Annotated in this window: 9 protein-coding genes; 1 reads left to right on the top strand and 8 read right to left on the bottom strand. The window is 68.3% G+C overall.

Annotated elements, in window-relative coordinates; translation table 11 throughout:
• Positions 1-15: 15 nt before the first annotated feature.
• The 8 genes from ABIC90_RS22490 to ABIC90_RS22455 form a co-directional block, all read right to left on the bottom strand.
• A complete protein-coding gene (locus tag ABIC90_RS22490) occupies positions 16-717 on the bottom strand; it encodes a phosphoribosylanthranilate isomerase (RefSeq protein WP_354358037.1) in 702 nt (233 codons plus the stop codon).
• Complete coding sequence (truA, locus tag ABIC90_RS22485; protein WP_354358035.1) at positions 714-1,535, bottom strand: tRNA pseudouridine(38-40) synthase TruA; 822 nt, start codon at positions 1,533-1,535, stop codon at positions 714-716. Before truA ends, ABIC90_RS22490 begins: the two co-directional genes overlap by 4 nt.
• 25 nt (positions 1,536-1,560) lie before the next feature.
• A complete protein-coding gene (locus tag ABIC90_RS22480; RefSeq protein WP_354358033.1) occupies positions 1,561-4,332 on the bottom strand; it encodes a FimV/HubP family polar landmark protein in 2,772 nt (923 codons plus the stop codon).
• Positions 4,333-4,499: 167 nt separating this feature from the next.
• Positions 4,500-5,642, bottom strand: coding sequence for an aspartate-semialdehyde dehydrogenase (gene asd / locus ABIC90_RS22475; RefSeq protein ID WP_354358031.1), 1,143 nt, complete (start codon positions 5,640-5,642; stop codon positions 4,500-4,502).
• Positions 5,643-5,784: 142 nt separating this feature from the next.
• Entirely contained in the window at positions 5,785-6,873 is a 1,089-nt protein-coding gene (leuB, locus tag ABIC90_RS22470) for a 3-isopropylmalate dehydrogenase (protein ID WP_280811311.1), read from the bottom strand.
• Positions 6,874-6,913: 40 nt separating this feature from the next.
• Positions 6,914-7,564, bottom strand: coding sequence for a 3-isopropylmalate dehydratase small subunit (gene leuD / locus ABIC90_RS22465; protein ID WP_198785655.1), 651 nt, complete (start codon positions 7,562-7,564; stop codon positions 6,914-6,916).
• Positions 7,565-7,578: 14 nt separating this feature from the next.
• Positions 7,579-9,000 carry a 3-isopropylmalate dehydratase large subunit gene (gene leuC, locus ABIC90_RS22460; protein WP_354358029.1) on the bottom strand — a complete coding sequence of 474 codons (1,422 nt, stop codon included), beginning with the start codon at positions 8,998-9,000 and terminating at the stop codon, positions 7,579-7,581.
• A gap of 39 nt (positions 9,001-9,039) precedes the next feature.
• Positions 9,040-10,002, bottom strand: coding sequence for a LysR substrate-binding domain-containing protein (locus tag ABIC90_RS22455; RefSeq protein ID WP_354358027.1), 963 nt, complete (start codon positions 10,000-10,002; stop codon positions 9,040-9,042).
• A 222-nt stretch (positions 10,003-10,224) separates the two neighbouring features.
• On the opposite strand from ABIC90_RS22455, the gene ABIC90_RS22450 reads away from it, so the two are divergent.
• Positions 10,225-18,192 (top strand): autotransporter outer membrane beta-barrel domain-containing protein, encoded by a 7,968-nt coding sequence (locus tag ABIC90_RS22450; RefSeq protein WP_354358025.1) that lies wholly within the window; start codon positions 10,225-10,227, stop codon positions 18,190-18,192.
• Positions 18,193-18,233: the final 41 nt, after the last annotated feature.

Genomic DNA, 18,233 nt, shown 5'->3' with positions numbered 1-18,233 from the left:
GATCGGGTGCGGCGGCTAACTGGTGAAGGACGAGGCGTCTGCCGCTCTCACTGCGGCGACGAACTGCCGGATCTTTCCGGCGTCCTTCAGGCCCTTGTTCCCGGGACCGTCGATTTCGACGCCCGAGCTCACATCAACGGACAGCGTCTTGCAGCGCGTCCGCAGGATGCGAATGCCATCGCTCACGTTTGCAGGTGTGAGCCCACCACTCAAGACGAGGTGAGCGTCGACGGCGGGTGGAAGAAGTGACCAATCGAAAGCCTTGCCGCCACCGCCATAACCTTCGACATGGGCGTCGAGCAGGATGGCCTGGGCGTGGGAGTAATCGGACGCGTATTTTACGAGCTCGAAGCCGGCGCCGGCAGCCCCCAGCGGAATCCGGGCGGCGCGCATGTACCGAAAGCGGTCCGGGCCGGTGGCTTCCTCGCACTGTTCGGGTGTTTCCTCCCCGTGGAATTGCGCGATGGCGCCCTTCACGCGGGCGAGCGATGCTATGACTTTGGGAGCATCTTCGTTCACGAACAGCAGCACCGGCGTGATGAACGGGGGCAGGCATGAAGCAAGTTCGGCGGCGCGATCGGCCGTCACGGCACGGGGACTTTTGGCGTAGAGCACGAAACCGATGGCGTCGACGCCGGCTTCGACAGCGGCATCCACGTCAGCCTCACGCGTGAGGCCACAGATCTTGATGCGGGTGCGGGGAGGCGATGACGTCATGGCGGGCCATCATAAGGAGCACCCCCGGCCTGCAGCGTGGCCTCGGCCGGCAGACCCCACTTGGCGTCGTACAACGGGCCGAGGAAGTACAGGCCGTCCGCCGAAAACGTGGGCGCCGCGACCTTGCGGCTGCGTGCTTCGAGCACCTCGGCGATCCACTCGGGCCGCTCGTCGCCGCGGCCGATACGCACGAGGCAGCCCATCAGATTGCGAATCATGTGGTGCAGGAAGGCGTCGGCCTCGAACTCGAAGTGCCAGCGGCAGCGCTCGCCTTCGCCGACGCGCGTGATCTCGATGCGGCGCAGATTCTTCACCGGCGACTTGGCCTGGCAGGCCGAGGCGCGGAACGAGCTGAAGTCATGCGTGCCGATGAGCACGGCGGCGGCTTGGCGCATCGCATCGCCGTCGAGCGGATGCATCGACCAGCCGACCCGGCCCGAATCCAGGCTCGGCCGCACCGGCGATTGCGACAGCACATAGAGGTAGCGGCGCGCCAGCGCACTGGCGCGGCAATGGAATTCGTCGGGCACCGGCTGGGCCCACTGCACCGCGATGTCGTCGGGCAGGAAGCGGTTGGTGCCGCGCATCCAGGAGAAGGGTTCGCGTTCGACTTCGGTGTCGAAGTGCACCACCTGCATGAGGGCGTGCACGCCGGCATCGGTGCGGCCGGCGCACAGCGTGCCGATGCGCCCAGACGGGTCCGCGGCGAACTTTGCGAGGGCGGCCTCCAGCTTGTCCTGCACCGTGCGGCCCGAGCGCTGGCTTTGCCAGCCCTCGTACGCCTGGCCGTTGTAGCGGATGCCGAGCGCCAGCCTCACGAATTCAGGAACACCAACGGCAAGCTCAGCGCAGTTCCGCGAGCAGTTGCTTGGCTTGCGACTTGAGGTCGCCGGCGCTTTCGGCTTCGACTTCCTCGACCAGCGAGCGGGCGCCTTCGACGTCGCCGATGGCTTGCAGTTCGCGAGCGAGCGAAAGCTTGACGGCGTGCGGGCTGTCTTCGCCTTCGTCATCGAGCGAACTGGAGACGGTCCGTGCGGTGTCGGGGGCGTTGCCGGCCGGGCGGGTCGGAAGGCCTGCCAGCGCGCTCATGTCGAACTCGATGAAGCCCGAGTCGGCAGGCAACGGATCGCGCAGCATGGCCGGACGCGTGTTGTGATGCGCCGCATCGCTCAGGCTCGTCGGCCGGGTGTCGGGGGTCAGTGCGCCGGGGGCGGTGTCGAAATCGTTCTCGAGGTCGACAGGCGTCGCCAGGTGAGCGTTGGACAGCGGCGCGGCGGGGCGTGCTGCGACCGGCGCGGGGGCGTAGGCCGACTTGGGCAGGCTGGCGCCGACGGGCGCATGGCTCAGCGGTGCCGGCTGGCTCAGGTCCAGGTCGAAGTCCAGCGGTGCGACCGAGGGCACGAAGGCTGGCGGCGGTGCCACGGCAACCGGCGGTGCGACGGGGGCGGGTGCGGCGACCACCGGCTTGGCTGCGGCGGCCAGTGCGCCAGCGAAGGCAGCCGTTTCAGCCTGGCTTGCACCGCGCGGCGAACCGGATTCGTACAGCGGATTGCCCGGGTCGAGATCCTTGCCCATGTCGACCACGCGGCTCCAGTCGGAGCCCGTGCCGCCGGTCAGCTTGTGCACTTCGGTGGCCAGGCCTTCGTAGGCCCGCACGTCGCGGCGCTTGGCGTGGATCTCGAGCAGCTTGAGATGGATGGCGGTGCGGTCGGGGTTCAGGCGCAGGGCTTCGCGCAGAATTTCCTCGGCCTGCAGGTCGCGGCCGTAGGCCAGGTAGACGTCCGCTTCGGCCACGGGGTCGACATCGCCTGCATCCAGCTGGCTCGGCGAGTACGACAGCGACGAAACGGTGGAGTCGCCGCGATGCTTGGTGTCGACCGATTCGCCACCGCTGGCGCCGAAGAACGAATCCTTCGGGATGCGGCTTTCAAGGAACACGCTTTCGCTCATTTCCTCGCGCCGACGGCCAAGCACGCGGTAGAGCAGGAAACCGATCAGCAAGGCGATCAGCGCGGCACCGGCGAGCATCAGCGGGTTGTCGAGCAGTTCGTCCAGGAAGCTGCGTTCGGGCGGCGGCGGGGGCGCGGCCTTGACCACCGGCTTCGGTGCCACGGCTGGCGCGGCGACTGCAGCGCTGGCTGCTGCGGCGGGAACGCCAGCGGCTTCTGTAGCGGCAACGGCAGGCGCATCGGTTGCGGCGGGCGCTGCGGCGGCGGGTGTGCCCGCAACGGGTGCGGACGTCGGTGCTTCGGTTGCAGGCGTGGGGCTGACGGCCGCAGCCGGAGCGGCCGCAACGGCGGGCGCCGGTGCCGGAACCGGCGCTGCGGCAGGGGCTGCCGCAGGGGAGGTCGTGGCCGAGGCCGGCGTCGGAACGGAAATGGCGGGCACTGCAGGCGCCGCGGCTGCGGGCGCCGATGCACCGGTGCCGGCGCCAGACTTGAGCTTGTTCAGGTCGCTGATGTTCTTGGAGAGCTCCGCCACGCGGTTGCTGCTCTCCTGCGCCTGACGGGCCTGTGCGACCTTTTCGTCGGCGGCCCGGGTGGAGGCGCTGCCTTGCGAAATGGTGAGCTTGTCGGGCGCGCTGGCGGCTGCATTGCGGTCTTCGACATTGGCTTGCAGCTTGCCCGAGGCGTTGCGGCCGGCGGCGGCGACGTTCGACGTCGGTGCGTTCTCGGCCAGTCGCCGACGGTAGTTGCTGAAGTCGCGGCTTTGGGCGGTGACCGTGCGGCGCGCTTCCGCGGCGGGAACGGCGTTGGCTTCGGCGGAGCCCGGCAGGTCGAGCACGGCGCCGGCCTTCATGCGGTTGACGTTGCCGCCAATGAACGCGTCGGGGTTGGCGAGCAACAGCGCCACCAGCATCTGGTCGAGCGACACATCGGCCGGCTTGTAGGCGCCGGCGATCTTGCTGGCGGTGTCGCCGCGCTGCACGGTGACCTGTTCGCCGCCGCCGCTGGCGGCACGCGCCGGGGCAGCCGCAGGCGCGGGAGATGCCGCCGGTGCGGGCGCTCTCGCAACGGGGGCCGCAGGTGCAGCAGACGCTGCCGCATTGGCTGCCGCCTCGCGGCGGGCGCGGGCTGCGGCCACGGCAGGGCGTTCGACCGGTGTGCTGATCTGGGGAGCGATGGGCACCGCAGTTGCCGCCGCCTGGCGCGTGGCCGGCGGATCCAGCAGCACGGTGTAGTCGCGCACGATGCGGCCCGAGGCGCCGTTGGCTTCGAGCAGCAGGTCGACGAAGGGATCGTTGAGCGGCCGGCTGCCGTTCAGGCGCACGACATACTGGCCGCCCGCGCGGCGTTGCAGCGTGGCCTTGACGTCGCTCAGTGCCGAGTTGTACGGGACGCCCGCGTTCTTGAAGGCTTCGGCCGTGGCGATGTTGATCTTCAGACCGTCCGCTTCGGCGGCGGCGAGTTCGGTCACGTCGATCTCGGCGCGCAGCGGCTCGCCCAGCGCCGATTGCACCTTCAGTTGTCCCAGCGTGAAGGCGCTGGCGTCGGTGCCGGCGATGCCCAGGGCCACAACAGCCGCCGCACCCAGGATGGAAAGGCGCCAACCGTTGGACGGGTGAGAGGGGCGAGCGGCCGATGGGCTGGCCGCGGGCAACAGATGTCTTGTCATGCTGATAGGGGGCGGCTCAGGCCCAGAATTTGTAAGAGGACGTTAGCACCATCCCCCCGGACTGACAAGGCAATGCGCCTGTTCTACCCAGTGCGCGCATACTTACGATCACACTTTTCGTTGCTTATTGGCAACAATTGCGCTTTCCGGGACCTGAGCAATCCGCATCAGGCTTCCAGCAGGATGCGCAGCATGCGGCGCAGCGGCTCGGCGGCACCCCACAGCAGTTGATCGCCGATGGTGAAGGCGCCGACGTATTCGGGGCCCATCTCCAGCTTGCGGATGCGGCCGACCGGGATGTTCATGGTGCCCGTCACGGCCACCGGCGTGAGGTCCTTGAGGGTGGCTTCGCGGGTGTTCGGCACCACGCTGGCCCAGGGGTTGTCGGCGGCGATCATCGCTTCGATGTCGGCCATGGGCACGTCCTTCCTGAGCTTGAAGGTCAGTGCCTGGCTGTGGCAGCGCATGGCGCCGATGCGCACGCAGAAACCGTCGACCGGCACGGCGGCGGTGCCGAAGCCCGCGCCCTGGCCGAGGATCTTGTTGGTTTCGGCGCCGGCCTTCCACTCTTCCTTGGACATCCCGTCGCCCAGGTCCTTGTCGATCCAGGGGATCAGCGAGCCGCCCAGCGGTGCGCCGAAGTTGGCCGTTTCGGCGGCGCTCAGGTTCTGCTGCTTGTGCAGCACCTTGCGGTCGATTTCGAGGATGGCCGACTTCGGGTCGTCCAGCAGCGCGCGCACTTCGGCGTTGATCGTGCCGAACTGGGTCAGCAGTTCGCGCATGTGCTGCGCGCCGCCGCCCGAGGCCGCCTGATAGGTCATGCTGGTCATCCACTCGACCAGGCCGGCCTTGTAGAGGGCGCCCACGCCCATGAGCATGCAGCTCACGGTGCAGTTGCCGCCGATCCAGTTCTTGCCGCCGTTGGTGAGCGCGTTCTGGATCACCGGGAGGTTGACCGGGTCCAGCACGATGACCGCGTCGTCCTGCATGCGCAGGGTGGAGGCGGCGTCGATCCAGTGGCCGGTCCAGCCGGCAGCGCGCAGCTTGGGGAAGACTTCGCTGGTGTAGTCGCCGCCCTGGCAGGTGATGACGATGTCGCACTTCTTCAGGGCGTCGATGTCGTTCGCATCCTTCAGCGCGGTTTCGTTCTTGGCCATCGCAGGGGCCTTGCCGCCGGCGTTGGAGGTCGAGAAGAAGACCGGTTCGATGAGGCCGAAGTCGCCTTCGGCCTGCATGCGGTCCATCAGGACCGAGCCGACCATGCCGCGCCAGCCTACGAGGCCGACCAGAGGTTGAGATGCGTTCGCCATTTCAGTTTGCCCTTATGAAAAGATAAATAACTTTGTGGGACAGACCAGGATTGCGAAGCAATCTGCTCTGTCCCCAACTGATCAAGTTTCTCTTTTGCCCGACTCGTCGAGCCGGGGAGGGGCGTGACGAAGCGGGCTGCGGTTAGCCGGTAATCGTCTTTTTGGTGATTGCTGCAACGACCGCGTCGCCCATTTCGCGGGTGCCGACGCGCTTCGTACCTTCTGACCAGATGTCACCCGTGCGCAGCCCGGAGGCGAGCACGTCCTTGACCGCCGACTCGATACGGTCGGCAGCTTCGGGTTGGTTGAGTGAAAAGCGGAGCATCATGGCAGCGGACAGGATTGTAGCCAAAGGATTCGCAACCCCTTTGCCTGCAATGTCTGGCGCGCTGCCGTGGCTGGGCTCGTACAGGCCCTGGTTGCTCGAATTGAGCGACGCCGAGGGCAGCATGCCGATGGAGCCGGTGAGCATCGCGGCCTCGTCCGAGAGGATGTCGCCGAACATGTTGCCGGTGACCACCACGTCGAACTTCTTGGGCGCCTTCACAAGCTGCATGGCCGCGTTGTCGACGTACATGTGGTCGAGTTCGACGTCCGGGTACTCCTTGCCGACCTCGGTCACGATGTCCTTCCAGAACTGGAAGGTCTCCAGCACGTTGGCCTTGTCCACGCTGGTCACGCGCTTGCTGCGCTTGCGCGCCGCTTCGAAAGCCACGCGGGCGATGCGCTCGACCTCGGGGCGCGAGTAGCGCATCGTGTCGAAAGCTTCTTCCGCGCCCGGAAAGTGCCCGTCCACCGCCGTGCGGCGGCCGCGCGGCTGGCCGAAGTAGATGTCGCCGGTCAGCTCGCGAATGATGAGGATGTCCAGGCCCGCGATCAGCTCGGGCTTCAGGCTCGAGGCGTCCACCAGCTGCTCGTAGCAGATCGCCGGGCGGAAATTCGCGAACAGCCCCAGGTTCTTGCGCAGCCCCAGGATCGCCTGCTCGGGGCGCAGCGGACGGTCGAGCTTGTCGTACTTCCAGTCGCCCACCGCGCCGAACAGCACCGCGTCGGATTCCTTGGCGAGCTTGAGCGTGGCTTCGGGCAGCGGATGGCCGTGCGCCTCGTAGGCCGCGCCGCCGACCAGCGCCGACTCCATCTCGAACTTCAGGTCGAGCACGTCGAGCACCTTGACGGCTTCCGCCACGATTTCGGTGCCGATGCCGTCACCCGGGAGAACTGCGATTTTCATAAGTTGGTCTGAGGTTTGAATACGGAAATGATGCGGGCGATCACGAGATCATCGTGTGCGCGAGCCAGGGCTTCTGCGCCAGGCGCTCGGTCTCGAAGGCCTTGATCTTGTCCTTGTGGCGCAGCGTGAGGCCGATGTCGTCCAGCCCGTTGATCAGGCAGTACTTGCGGAAGGCCTGCACGTCGAACGCGAGCTCGCCGCCGTCCGGCTTCACGACCACCTGGCGCTCCAGGTCGATGGTCAGCGAATAGCCCGGGAAGGCGAGAGCCTCGTCGAACAGTTGTGCGACCTGCGCCTCGCTCAGCACGATCGGCAGCAGGCCGTTCTTGAAGCTGTTGTTGAAGAAGATGTCCGCATAGCTCGGCGCGATGATTGCGCGAAAGCCGTACTGGTCCAGCGCCCACGGCGCGTGTTCGCGCGACGAGCCGCAGCCGAAGTTCTTGCGCGCCAGCAGCACCGAGGCGCCCGCGTAGCGCGGCTGGTTCAGCACGAAGTCGGGGTTGGGCTTGCGGCTGGCCGGGTCCTGGCCCGGGAAGCCGGCGTCCAGGTAGCGCCACTCGTCGAACAGGTTCACGCCGAAGCCGGTCTTCTTGATCGACTTGAGGAACTGCTTGGGAATGATCGCGTCGGTGTCGACGTTCTCGCGGTCCATGGGGGCCACGAGGCCTTTGTGCACGGTGAATTTCTGCATGTGATGTCTCCAGATCAGGCGAAGGTGCGCACGTCGACGAAGTGGCCGTGCACGGCGGCGGCGGCGGCCATTGCGGGGCTCACGAGGTGGGTGCGGCCACCCGCGCCCTGGCGGCCTTCGAAGTTGCGGTTCGAGGTCGATGCGCAGCGCTCGCCCGGCTCCAGCCGGTCGGCGTTCATCGCCAGGCACATCGAGCAGCCGGGCTCGCGCCATTCGAAGCCCGCCGCCTTGAAGATCACATCCAGCCCTTCGCGCTCGGCCTGTTCCTTCACCACGCCCGAGCCGGGCACCACCATCGCGAGCTTGACGTTCTTGGCGACCTTCTGGCCGAGCTTCTTCACCACCGCGGCGGCTTCGCGCATGTCCTCGATGCGGCTGTTGGTGCACGAGCCGATGAACACCTTGTCGATGAAGATGTCGTTCATGGCCTTGTTGGGCTCCAGGCCCATGTAGACCAGCGCGCGCTCGATGGCGCCGCGCTTGTTGGCGTCCTTTTCCTTGTCGGGATCGGGCACGCGGCCGTTGATGTCGACCACCATCTCCGGCGAGGTGCCCCAGGTGACCTGCGGCGGGATCTGCGCGGCGTCGAGCTCGACCACGGCGTCGAAGTTCGCGCCGGGGTCCGACTGCAGCGTGCGCCAGTAGGCTGCGGCCTGGTCCCATTCCACGCCGCTGGGCGCGAGCGGGCGGCCCTTGATGTAGCTGATGGTCTTTTCGTCGACCGCGACCAGCCCCGCGCGCGCGCCGGCCTCGATGGCCATGTTGCAGACCGTCATGCGGCCTTCCATGCTCAGGTCGCGAATCGCCGAGCCCGCGAACTCGATGGTGTAGCCCGTGCCGCCGGCGGTGCCGATCTTGCCGATGATGGCCAGCACGATGTCCTTGGCGGTGCAGCCCAAAGGCAGCTTGCCATCGACCTTCACGAGCATGTTCTTCGCCTTCTTGCCCAGCAACGTCTGCGTGGCCATGACGTGCTCGACCTCGCTGGTGCCGATGCCGTGCGCCAGCGCACCGAACGCGCCGTGCGTGGAGGTGTGCGAGTCGCCGCAGACCACGGTCATGCCCGGCAGCGTCGCGCCCGACTCGGGGCCGATCACATGCACGATGCCCTGGCGCTTGCTCAGGAACGGAAAGAAGGCGGCGGCGCCGAATTCGGCGATGTTCTTGTCCAGCGTGGTGACCTGTTCCTTGCTGGTCGGGTCGGCGATGCCTTCATAGCCGCGCTCCCAGCCGGTGGTCGGCGTGTTGTGGTCGGCCGTGGCCACCACCGAACTGATGCGCCACAGCTTGCGGCCCGCTTCGCGCAGGCCCTCGAAGGCTTGCGGGCTGGTGACTTCATGCACCAGGTGGCGGTCGATGTAGAGGATCGCGGTGCCGTCTTCCTCGGTGTGGACGACGTGTTCGTCCCAGATCTTGTCGTAGAGCGTGCGTGCCATGTCGGTCTCTTGTCTTTCGTGGGGAAATGGATTGTCTGTCTATGCGGCCCGGGCCGCGAGTTGTTCGACGGCGTCCGACGAATCGGCCGCCGCGTGCAGGTGATTCACCAGCGTGCGCGCCGCCACCGGCAGGGTGGAGAAGTCGCGCGCCACCAGGCGGATTTCGCGCGCCGCCCAGTCGTCGCTGAGCGTCACGCTCACAAGGCCCCGGCCGATGCCGTTCTGCATGAGCTCGAAGGCGCGCTGCGGCATCACGCCGATGCCCAGGCCGTTCTCGATCATTCGGCACATGGCGTCCAGGCCGGTGACGTGGATGCGCAGCTTGACGCTGCGGCCGGCGTTCAGCGCCGCCTCGTGCATTGCGACGTAGATCGAGCTGTTGGTGTGCAGGCCCACGTGGTCGAAGGCCAGCGAGTCGACGAAGTCGATGGACTCCTGCGCGGCCAGCGCGTGCCCCCTGGGAACGATCAGCGCGAGGTGGTCGTGCCGGTACGACAGGCTTTGCAACTCGCCCGCGCCGCCGGCCACGTGGCACACGCCCAGGTCGGCCGCACCTTCCTGCACCGCGCGGATCACCTCGCTGCTCAGGTGCTCCTCGAGGTCGATCTTGATGGCTTCATGCGCCTGGGTGAACACGCCCAGGTCCTCCGGCAGGAACTGCACGATGGCCGAGATGTTGGCGTGCACCCGCACGTGGCCGCGCACGCCGTCGGCGTATTCGCTGAGTTCGCCCTGCATCTTCTCCAGGCTGTAGAGCACCGAGCGGGCGTGGTGCAAGAGGCTTTCGCCTGCGGGCGTGAGGTCCACGCCGCGCGCGTGGCGGTAAAGGAGGGTGGTGCCGAGCGTGGCCTCGAGGTCCGACAGCCGCTTGCTGATGGCCGACGCCGCGATGAATTCGCGCTCCGCCGCGCGCCCGATGCTGCCCAGTTCGCACACGGCGACGAACAACTGCAACGACGTGAGGTCGATGCGGCGGGCGAAGTTGCGTTCTGAAGTGTTCATCGGGGTGGGCATCGCCAGTGGCGATGGGAGGACGCATTTTCTCTCTATTTTTCATGTCAAGACATCTCTATCTGAGATGGCTGAACTGTCTGGCGGCGATGACATGAAGTGGGAATCACGCAACGTTTAAGTATTTATCGCTAATTCGGGTGATGTTCGATTTTTGTTACGCAACGTAATCTGGAGCACAGCAAATGTTTACCAAGTAACCAATAAGTCCCCATGAATATCTTTTTTCGCAGCCTCTGGAATAACTCGCTCGGTGCCTGGGTGGCCGTCTCGGAAATTGCCGCGGCGCGGGGGAAGCCCCAGCGTTCGTCCCGCGGCGCCACGGCGGCGGACGGTGAGCGCGATGGCTGCACGCCGTTCCGGCTGAGCGGCCTGATGGCTGCGGTGGTCATGACGATGGCTGGGGCGGGGCTCGCGGTGCCCGCTTCCGCGCAGAACCTGGTCATCGGCACCGTCGGCGCGGGCGGCGCCGGCGTCAACGCCGGCAAGGCGGGCGGGGCCGGCAGCATCGGCGGGGGCGGTGGTGGCGGCAGCGGCGGTGGCGGCGCAGGCGGCGGCGGCGGCGGGTTCGGCGCCGGCGGCGGTGGTGCAGGGTTCACGTTCGGCGCCAACAGCGGCGGCGCGGGCGGCGTTGCGAACGGCGCCGGGGCGGACGGTGGGTCGGACTTCAACGGCAATGCCGGCGCAGGCAACAACGGCGGCAGCGCCGGTACCGGCGGCGTGGGTGGGGCCGCGCTGGTGGGAACGGCCAACGGCACCTTGTCCGGCGGAACGACCACGCGCACCATCGCGAACGGCAACACCACGATCACCGGCTCTCTTGCTGTGGGCGGCAGCGGCGGTGGCGGCGGGGGCGGCGGCGGCTTCAACGGCGGGGGCAACGGGACCGCCGGTGGCGCCGGCGTTCTCAACGTCAGCGGCGGCACGACGAGCATCGCGGGCGCGTTGTTGATCGGCGGCTCGGGCGGCGGCGGTGCCGGTGGCACGGGCAACGGCCCTGGCGGCAACGGCGGGGCGGGTGGCACCGGGCAGTTCACGCTGTCGGGCGGCAACCTGTCGGCCGGCCGCATCATCGTGGGCGGTTCGAACGGCGGCAACGGCAGCGGGCGCGGAGGCACGGGAGGCACGGGCGGCGCCGGAACGCTGACCATCACCGCCGGCAGCCTGACCGCGACCGGCGGCATCATGCTCAACGGCAGCGGCCGTCTCGTGTACAACGGCAGCGGCTCTCTGACGGGGGCTTACAACATTTCGGGCGCCGGTTCGGTCACGCAATCGGGTTCGGGCACCACGACGCTGTCCGGCGCCAACACCTACACCGGCGGCACCACCATCAGCGGCGGCACCCTCCAGGTGGCGTCCGATGCGAACCTGGGCGGAGCGACCGGCTCGCTCACGTTCAACAACGGCGGCACGCTGCGTTCAAGTGCAGGGCTGACCAGCGCGCGCAACGTGACGCTGACGGGCAACGGCTCCATCACCACCGCGAACGGTGCGCTGGCGATGAACGGGGTGTTCGGCGGTAACGGCAGCCTGACCGTGAACGCCGGGGCGAATGCCATCACCATGACCAACGGCGCCAACAACTTCGGCGGCACCGTGAACCTGACGGGTGGCACGACGCAAATCACCGACGCAACCGCCCTGACGCTCGGCACGCTCAACACGGGCGCACTGACCGTCAACAGCAGCGGCGCGCTGAACCTGGGCACCGGCACCGTGGGATCCTTGACCGCCAACAGCAACGGCGGAAATGTCAGTCAGGGCGGGCCGCTGACCGTCACGGGCGCGGGTTCGATCAACGCCGGCGCCGGCAGCATCACGCTGGACAACCCGGCCAACAACTTCGTCGGCGCGCTTTCGCTGACAGGCGGCACGACGTCGATCAGGGATACGAACCTGTTGACGCTCGGCACGATCAGCACGGGCGCGTTGACGGTTGTAAGCAATGGCACGTTGAACCTGGGCAGCGGCACTGCGACGTCGTTGTCTGCCACCAGCACCAACGCGGCCATCACGCAGACCGGCGGGCTGAACGTGACCGGCACCAGCAGGCTGGAGGCTGGAAGCGCCGACATCGCGCTGACCCAGGCCACCAACAAGTTCGGCGGCGCAGTCGGCTTTACCGGCCGCAATGTGGCCCTCACGAACAGCACCGGGCTGGTACTGGGTGCCGGAACCGCGACCGGCGCGTTTGCAGCCACTGCCGCAGGCGACATCACGCAGACCGCCGCGCTGGTTGTTGCCGGCACCAGCACGTTGAACGCAGGCAACGCCGACATCCTGTTGACGCAGGCCACCAACAAATTGACCGGCGCGGTTGTCGCCAACGGCCGCAACGTGGCGCTCACCAACACCGTTGGATTGACGCTGGGCGCAAGCACGATCACCGGCACGCTGTCGGCCACCGCTGTGGGTGAGATCCAACAGACCGGTGCACTGAATGTCACGGGCACCAGCACGCTGAACGCGGGCGCTGCCGACATCACGTTGGCTCAGGCGACGAACAAGTTCGGCGGCGCTGTATCGGCCAACGGCCGCAACGTTGCGATCACGAGCGGCGGCGCCCTGGCGCTGGGCACCAGCGCGATCACAGGCACGCTGGCGGCCACTGCCGCAGGCGCCATCACGCAGACCGGCGCATTGAGCGTCGCGGGCGCCAGTACGCTGAACGCCGGGTCCGCCGACATCACGTTGACCCAGGCGACCAACAAGTTCACCGGGGCGGTCGCTACAAACGGCCGCAACGTGTCGCTCACGAACGGCACCGCACTGGTGCTGGGCACCGGCACGATCGCCGGCACGCTGGCGGCCACCGCCACGGGTGCGATCACACAGACCGGCGCGCTCACCGTTGCCGGCGCGGCCACCGTCAATGCGGGCGCCAATGCCATCACGCTGCTGAACGCGAACAACGACTTCGGCGGCATCTTGAACCTGACCGGCGGCGCGACGCAGGTCAACGATGTGAACGGCCTCACGCTCGGCAGCCTCGGCACAGGCGCGTTGACCGTCACGAGCCACGGCGCGCTGGGCCTGGGCAGCGGCACCGCGGCTTCGCTGGACGCGACCAGCAACAACGGCACCATCACGCAGACCGGCGCGCTGGTCATCGCCGGCACCAGCAAGCTGACCGCGGGCACCGGCGCGGTCGCCCTCGACAACGGCGCCAACGACTTCGTCGGCGCCGTGACCGTGTCGGGCAGCAGCATCGCCCTGACCGACGTCAACAACCTGAACGTCGCATCGCTCACCAACGGCACCAACGGCGCCGTGAGCCTTGTCGCAGGCGGCACGCTCACCTTGCCTGCAGCGGCGATCAACACCGGCAATGCTGCGCTGACGCTGGCTGCCAACGGCGGCGCGCTGTCGGTGAACAACGCCCTTGCGGGCGGCGCTGTGTCGCTCACCGCGCGCGACGGCATCACGCTGGGCAGCGACGTGACCGCCTCGGGCGCACTGGCCCTGAACGGCGGCAAGAGCATCACCCAGACCGCAGGCACCATCACTGCTGCCACGCTGACGGGCAGTGCCACCGGCGCGGTGTCGCTGAACAGCGTGGTGAACCAGGTCGGAGCCCTGGGCAACTTCACGGCCAACGGTTTCAGCCTCGCAACCTCGTCCGCGCTGGCGATCAACGGCAATGTGGCCGTGGGCAGCAGCGCCAACTTCAATTCGGGCGGCGCCATCACGCAAGGCGCGGGCAGCGTCGTGACAGCCGGCACGCTCACGGGCACGTCCGTCGCAGGCACGACGCTCACCGGCGCCAACCAGATCGACACGCTCGGCGCGTTCACGGCCAAGGGCTTCAGCCTCACCAACGGCAAGGCGTTGACCGTGTCCGGCCCGTTGGTCAGCACAGCGGGCGTGGCACTGGCCACGACCGCCGGCAACCTGGCCATCAACAGCACGGTTGGCGGTGCGGGCGTGTCGCTCAACGCGGCAGGGGCCATCACGCAGGGCGCGGGCAGTGTGATCACCGCCACCTCCCTGTCTGGCGCCGCCGCGGGCGACGCCACGCTGGGCGGCGCAAACCAGATCGGTGTGCTGGGCAACTTCAACGCCGCCAACCTGAGCCTGCGAACCGTGCTGGCATTGACCGTCAGCGGCGACGTGGCCGCGGGCAACGTCGCGCTGGACGCCTCGAAGGGCGCGGTCGTCACGGGCAGCATCCAGGCGAGCGGCAGTACCACCATCGCGGCCGGCACTTCGCTGCAGATCGGCAACGGCGGCACCACCGGCACGCTCGCGGGCAATGTCATCGACAACGGCGCGCTCAGCTTCAACCGCAGCGACGCGGTCGGCTTCGCCGGCAACATCGGCGGCACGGGCACGCTCACGCAGGCCGGCCCCGGCACGCTGACGCTCACCGGCATCGCCGACCACACCGGCGGCACCACGGTCGCCGCGGGCAGGCTGCAGATCGGCAACGGCAGCAACAGCGGCAGCATCGCGGGCAACATCACCAACAACAGCGAGCTGGCTTTCAACCGTTCCGATGCGGTGACCTTCGGCGGTGTGGTCGGTGGCTCGGGCAACCTGATCCAGCGCGGGAGCGGCACGCTGAACCTCACCGCCGCCAGCACCTACACCGGGTCGACCTTCGTGGAGGCCGGCACGCTGCGCGTGAACAACGCCACCGGCAGCGCGACCGGCAGCGGCAACGTGTTCGTCAGCAGCGGCGCAACGCTGGGCGGCGCGGGCACCATCGCCGGTGCGGTGAACATCGCCGACGGCGGCATCCTGGCCGCGGGCAACAGCCCCGGCACGTTGAACACCGGCGCGCTGTCGTTCAGCAGCGGCTCGGTGCTGAGCTATGAGCTCGGCCAGGCCGGCGTGCCCGGCGGTGCGCTCAACGACCTGATCAACGTCTCGGGCAACCTCACGTTGGACGGCAGGCTCGACGTGGCGCAGTCCGCGGGCGGCACCTTCGGCCCCGGCCTGTATCGCCTTGTCAACTACACCGGTTCACTGACCGACAACGGGCTGAACGTGGGTACGGTCCCGGGCGGCACGGTCGCGGCCGACCTGTCGGTGCAGACCTCGGTGGCCCAGCAGGTCAACCTGGTGAACCGCGCCGGCTTCAGCCTGAACTTCTGGGACGGCAGCAACGGCGGCGACTACAACAACAGCAAGGTCAACGGCGGCTCGGGCACCTGGCGCGTGGGCGCGCCCGGCGACGGCTGGACCGACATGGACGGCGGCATCAACGCGGCCTGGAAGCAGGACCAGTTCGCCATCTTCGGCGGCACGGCCGGCACGGTGGCGGTCGACAAGTCGGGCGGCACCGTCAGCATCGGCGGCGCGCAGTTCATGGTCGACGGCTACGTGGTCCAGGGCGACGAGCTCAACATCAGCGGCGCCGGCACCGTGGTGCGCGTGGGCGACGGCACGGCCGGCGGCGCGGCCATGACGGCCACCATCAACTCGGCCATCACCGGCACGGGCGGGTTGTCCAAGGAAGACGTGGGCACGCTGGTGCTGGGCGGCGCCAACACCTACTCGGGCGGCACCGCCGTCAAGGCGGGCGTGCTGCAGGGCAACACCACCAGCCTGCAGGGCGACATCGTCAACGACGCGAAGCTCACCTTCGACCAAGCTGTCGATGGCGTCTATGCCGGCACCCTGAGCGGCACCGGCAGCCTGCGCAAGATCGGCGCCGGCGAGCTTCAACTGACAGCCGCCAACAGCTACGGCGGCGGCACGCAGGTCGATGCCGGCACCGTGAACGCCGCGATCACCGGCGCGCTGGGCACCGGCCCGGTGAACGTGGCCAGCGGTGCGGGGCTGGTCTTCAGCGGCGCTGCCGATGCGGGCACCCTGCAGATCACGGCGGCCGCCGCGAACCTGGGCAACGGCGGGTTCGTGCAGTTCAAGGACAACGCATCGGCCGGCAATGCGGCCCTGGTGACGCAGCAGGGCGGCTCGATCGATGTGCGCGACAACGCGACGGCGGGCAACGCCACCATCGAGAACCGCGGCGGCGAGACCACCGTGTGGTTCAACGCAACGGCCGGCAAGGCCCGCATCACCAACTATGCGGGCGGTTCGACCAACTTCCTGGACAACGGCTCGGCCGGCCAGTCCACCCTGGTCAACGAGACGGGCGGCCTGATCGACTTCTTCGACACGGCAAAGGCCGACCAAGCGACCCTGGTGAACAACGCCGGCGGCACGGTGCGCATCAGCAAGCTGGGCGCCGACGGCATCACCGTGGGCTCGATCGAAGGCGCGGGCCGGGTGCTGCTCGGCGCCAAGGCGCTGACCACCGGCGGGCTCAACACCGACACCGAAGTCTCGGGCGTGATCTCGGGCGTGGGCGGCTCGGTGGTGAAGGTCGGCACCGGCGCGCTCACGCTGTCGGGCGCCAACACCTACACGGGCGGCACCGCGCTGCACCAGGGGCGCCTGAACGTCGGCCACAACGAGGCGCTGGGCACCGGCGCGCTGGCCATGGACGACGACACCACGCTGGGCTTCAGCGCCGACGGCCTGAACATCGCCAACGCGATCCAGCTCACGGGGCAGAACGATCCGGTCATCGACACCGGCGCCTTTGCCGGAACCTTGAGCGGCGCGATCAGCGGCGCCGGCTTCATCACCAAGGAAGGCACGGGCACGCTGACGCTCTCGGGCGCCAACACGTACACCGGCGCCACAGCCGTGGCGCAAGGCACCTTGAAGGCCGGCGCTGCCGACACCTTCAGCGCCGGGTCGGCGCACAGCGTGGCGGCGGGCGCGACGCTGGATCTCGCCGGCTTCAACCAGACCGTCAAGTCGCTCGCCAACAGCGGCACGGTCTCGCTCGTGGGCATCGTGCCGGGCACCACGCTCACGGTGAACGGCAACTACGTCGGCAACAACGGCGTGCTGAAGCTGGGCACGGCGCTCAACAGCGGCACCGGACCCTCGGACCGCCTGGTGATCAACGGCGGCGCGGCCAGCGGCAAGACGACGGTGCAGATCGCCAACCTCGGCGGCCTGGGTGCGCGCACCATCGGCAACGGGGTGGAGGTGATCACTGCGCAGAACGGCGCCACCACCACGGCGCAGACGACCAAGGACGCCTTCGCCCTCGCGGGTGGTCATGTCGATGCCGGTGCGTACGAGTACCGCCTGTACGCCGCGGACACCGGTGGCGCCGGTGAAAACTGGTACCTGCGCACCGATCCGGAACCGACCGCGGCCTCGCGCGGCCTGCCCGCCTACCGTGTCGAAGCGGCGCTCTATGCGGCGCTGCCGAGCCAGCTGCGCCAGGGCGACCTTGCGATGCTGGGCGACCTGCGCAAGCGCGTGGGCGACGACGATGTGAAGGGCACGACCCCTGTCACGGCGACGCCGACCGGCTCCGGCCGCCGCGCCTGGGCACGCGTGCTCTCCACCGACATCGACATCCAGCAGGGCGGCACCGTGTCGCCCACCAGCAAGGGCCGCCTGACCGGCTTCCAGGCGGGCACAGACCTGCTGGCCACGCCGAACTGGCGTGCAGGCGTGTATGTCGGCCAGCTCGACGGCGACGCGACCGTCAACGGCCTGGCCAGCGGCGTGAGCAACCTGCGCGTGGGCCGCAACGACCTGCGCAGCCAGTACGTGGGCATCTACGGCACCTACACCGGCGACAGCGGCTTCTACGCCGATGCGGTCGTGCAGTCGGGCCGTCATCGCTACACGGTGCAGCCGAACGCCACCCTCGGCGCCGAAGGCAAGGGCAACAGCCTGCTGGGCTCCATCGAAGTGGGCCAGGCCTTTGCGCTGGGCAGCAGCGGCTGGAGCATCGAGCCTCAGCTGCAGCTGATTCACCAGCACCTGGACCTGGGCAACTCCGCCATCCTCGGCGCGGTGGTCCAGCCGCAGGCCGACAACGGCTGGATCGCGCGCGCAGGCGTGCGGGTGAAGGGCCAGATCGACACCGGCGCCGGCATGCTGCAGCCCTATGGCCGTTTCAACGTCTACAAGACGTCGAGCGGCGCGGACATCGCACGCTTCGTCAACGGTGCGACCACGACCGACATCGCGGCGCCCACCGGCGGCACGAGCACCGAACTGGCGGGCGGCTTCACGCTGTCCTTGAGCGAATCGACCAGCCTTTATGGCGAGGTCGGCAAGCTGTGGGCGTCGGGCGGCAATGCCAAGGTGAAGAGCTCGATCAATGGCTCGCTGGGTGTGCGCGTGAAGTGGTGATGGGAGGGATGGGCTGCTGAAGCCCAAACGAAAAAAGCTGC

The organism is Variovorax boronicumulans, from assembly GCF_040544675.1.
Taxonomy (GTDB): Bacteria; Pseudomonadota; Gammaproteobacteria; order Burkholderiales; family Burkholderiaceae_C; genus Variovorax; species Variovorax boronicumulans_D.
Note: the sequence above shows the minus strand (reverse complement) of the source record. Positions and strands in the feature narration are given on the sequence as shown.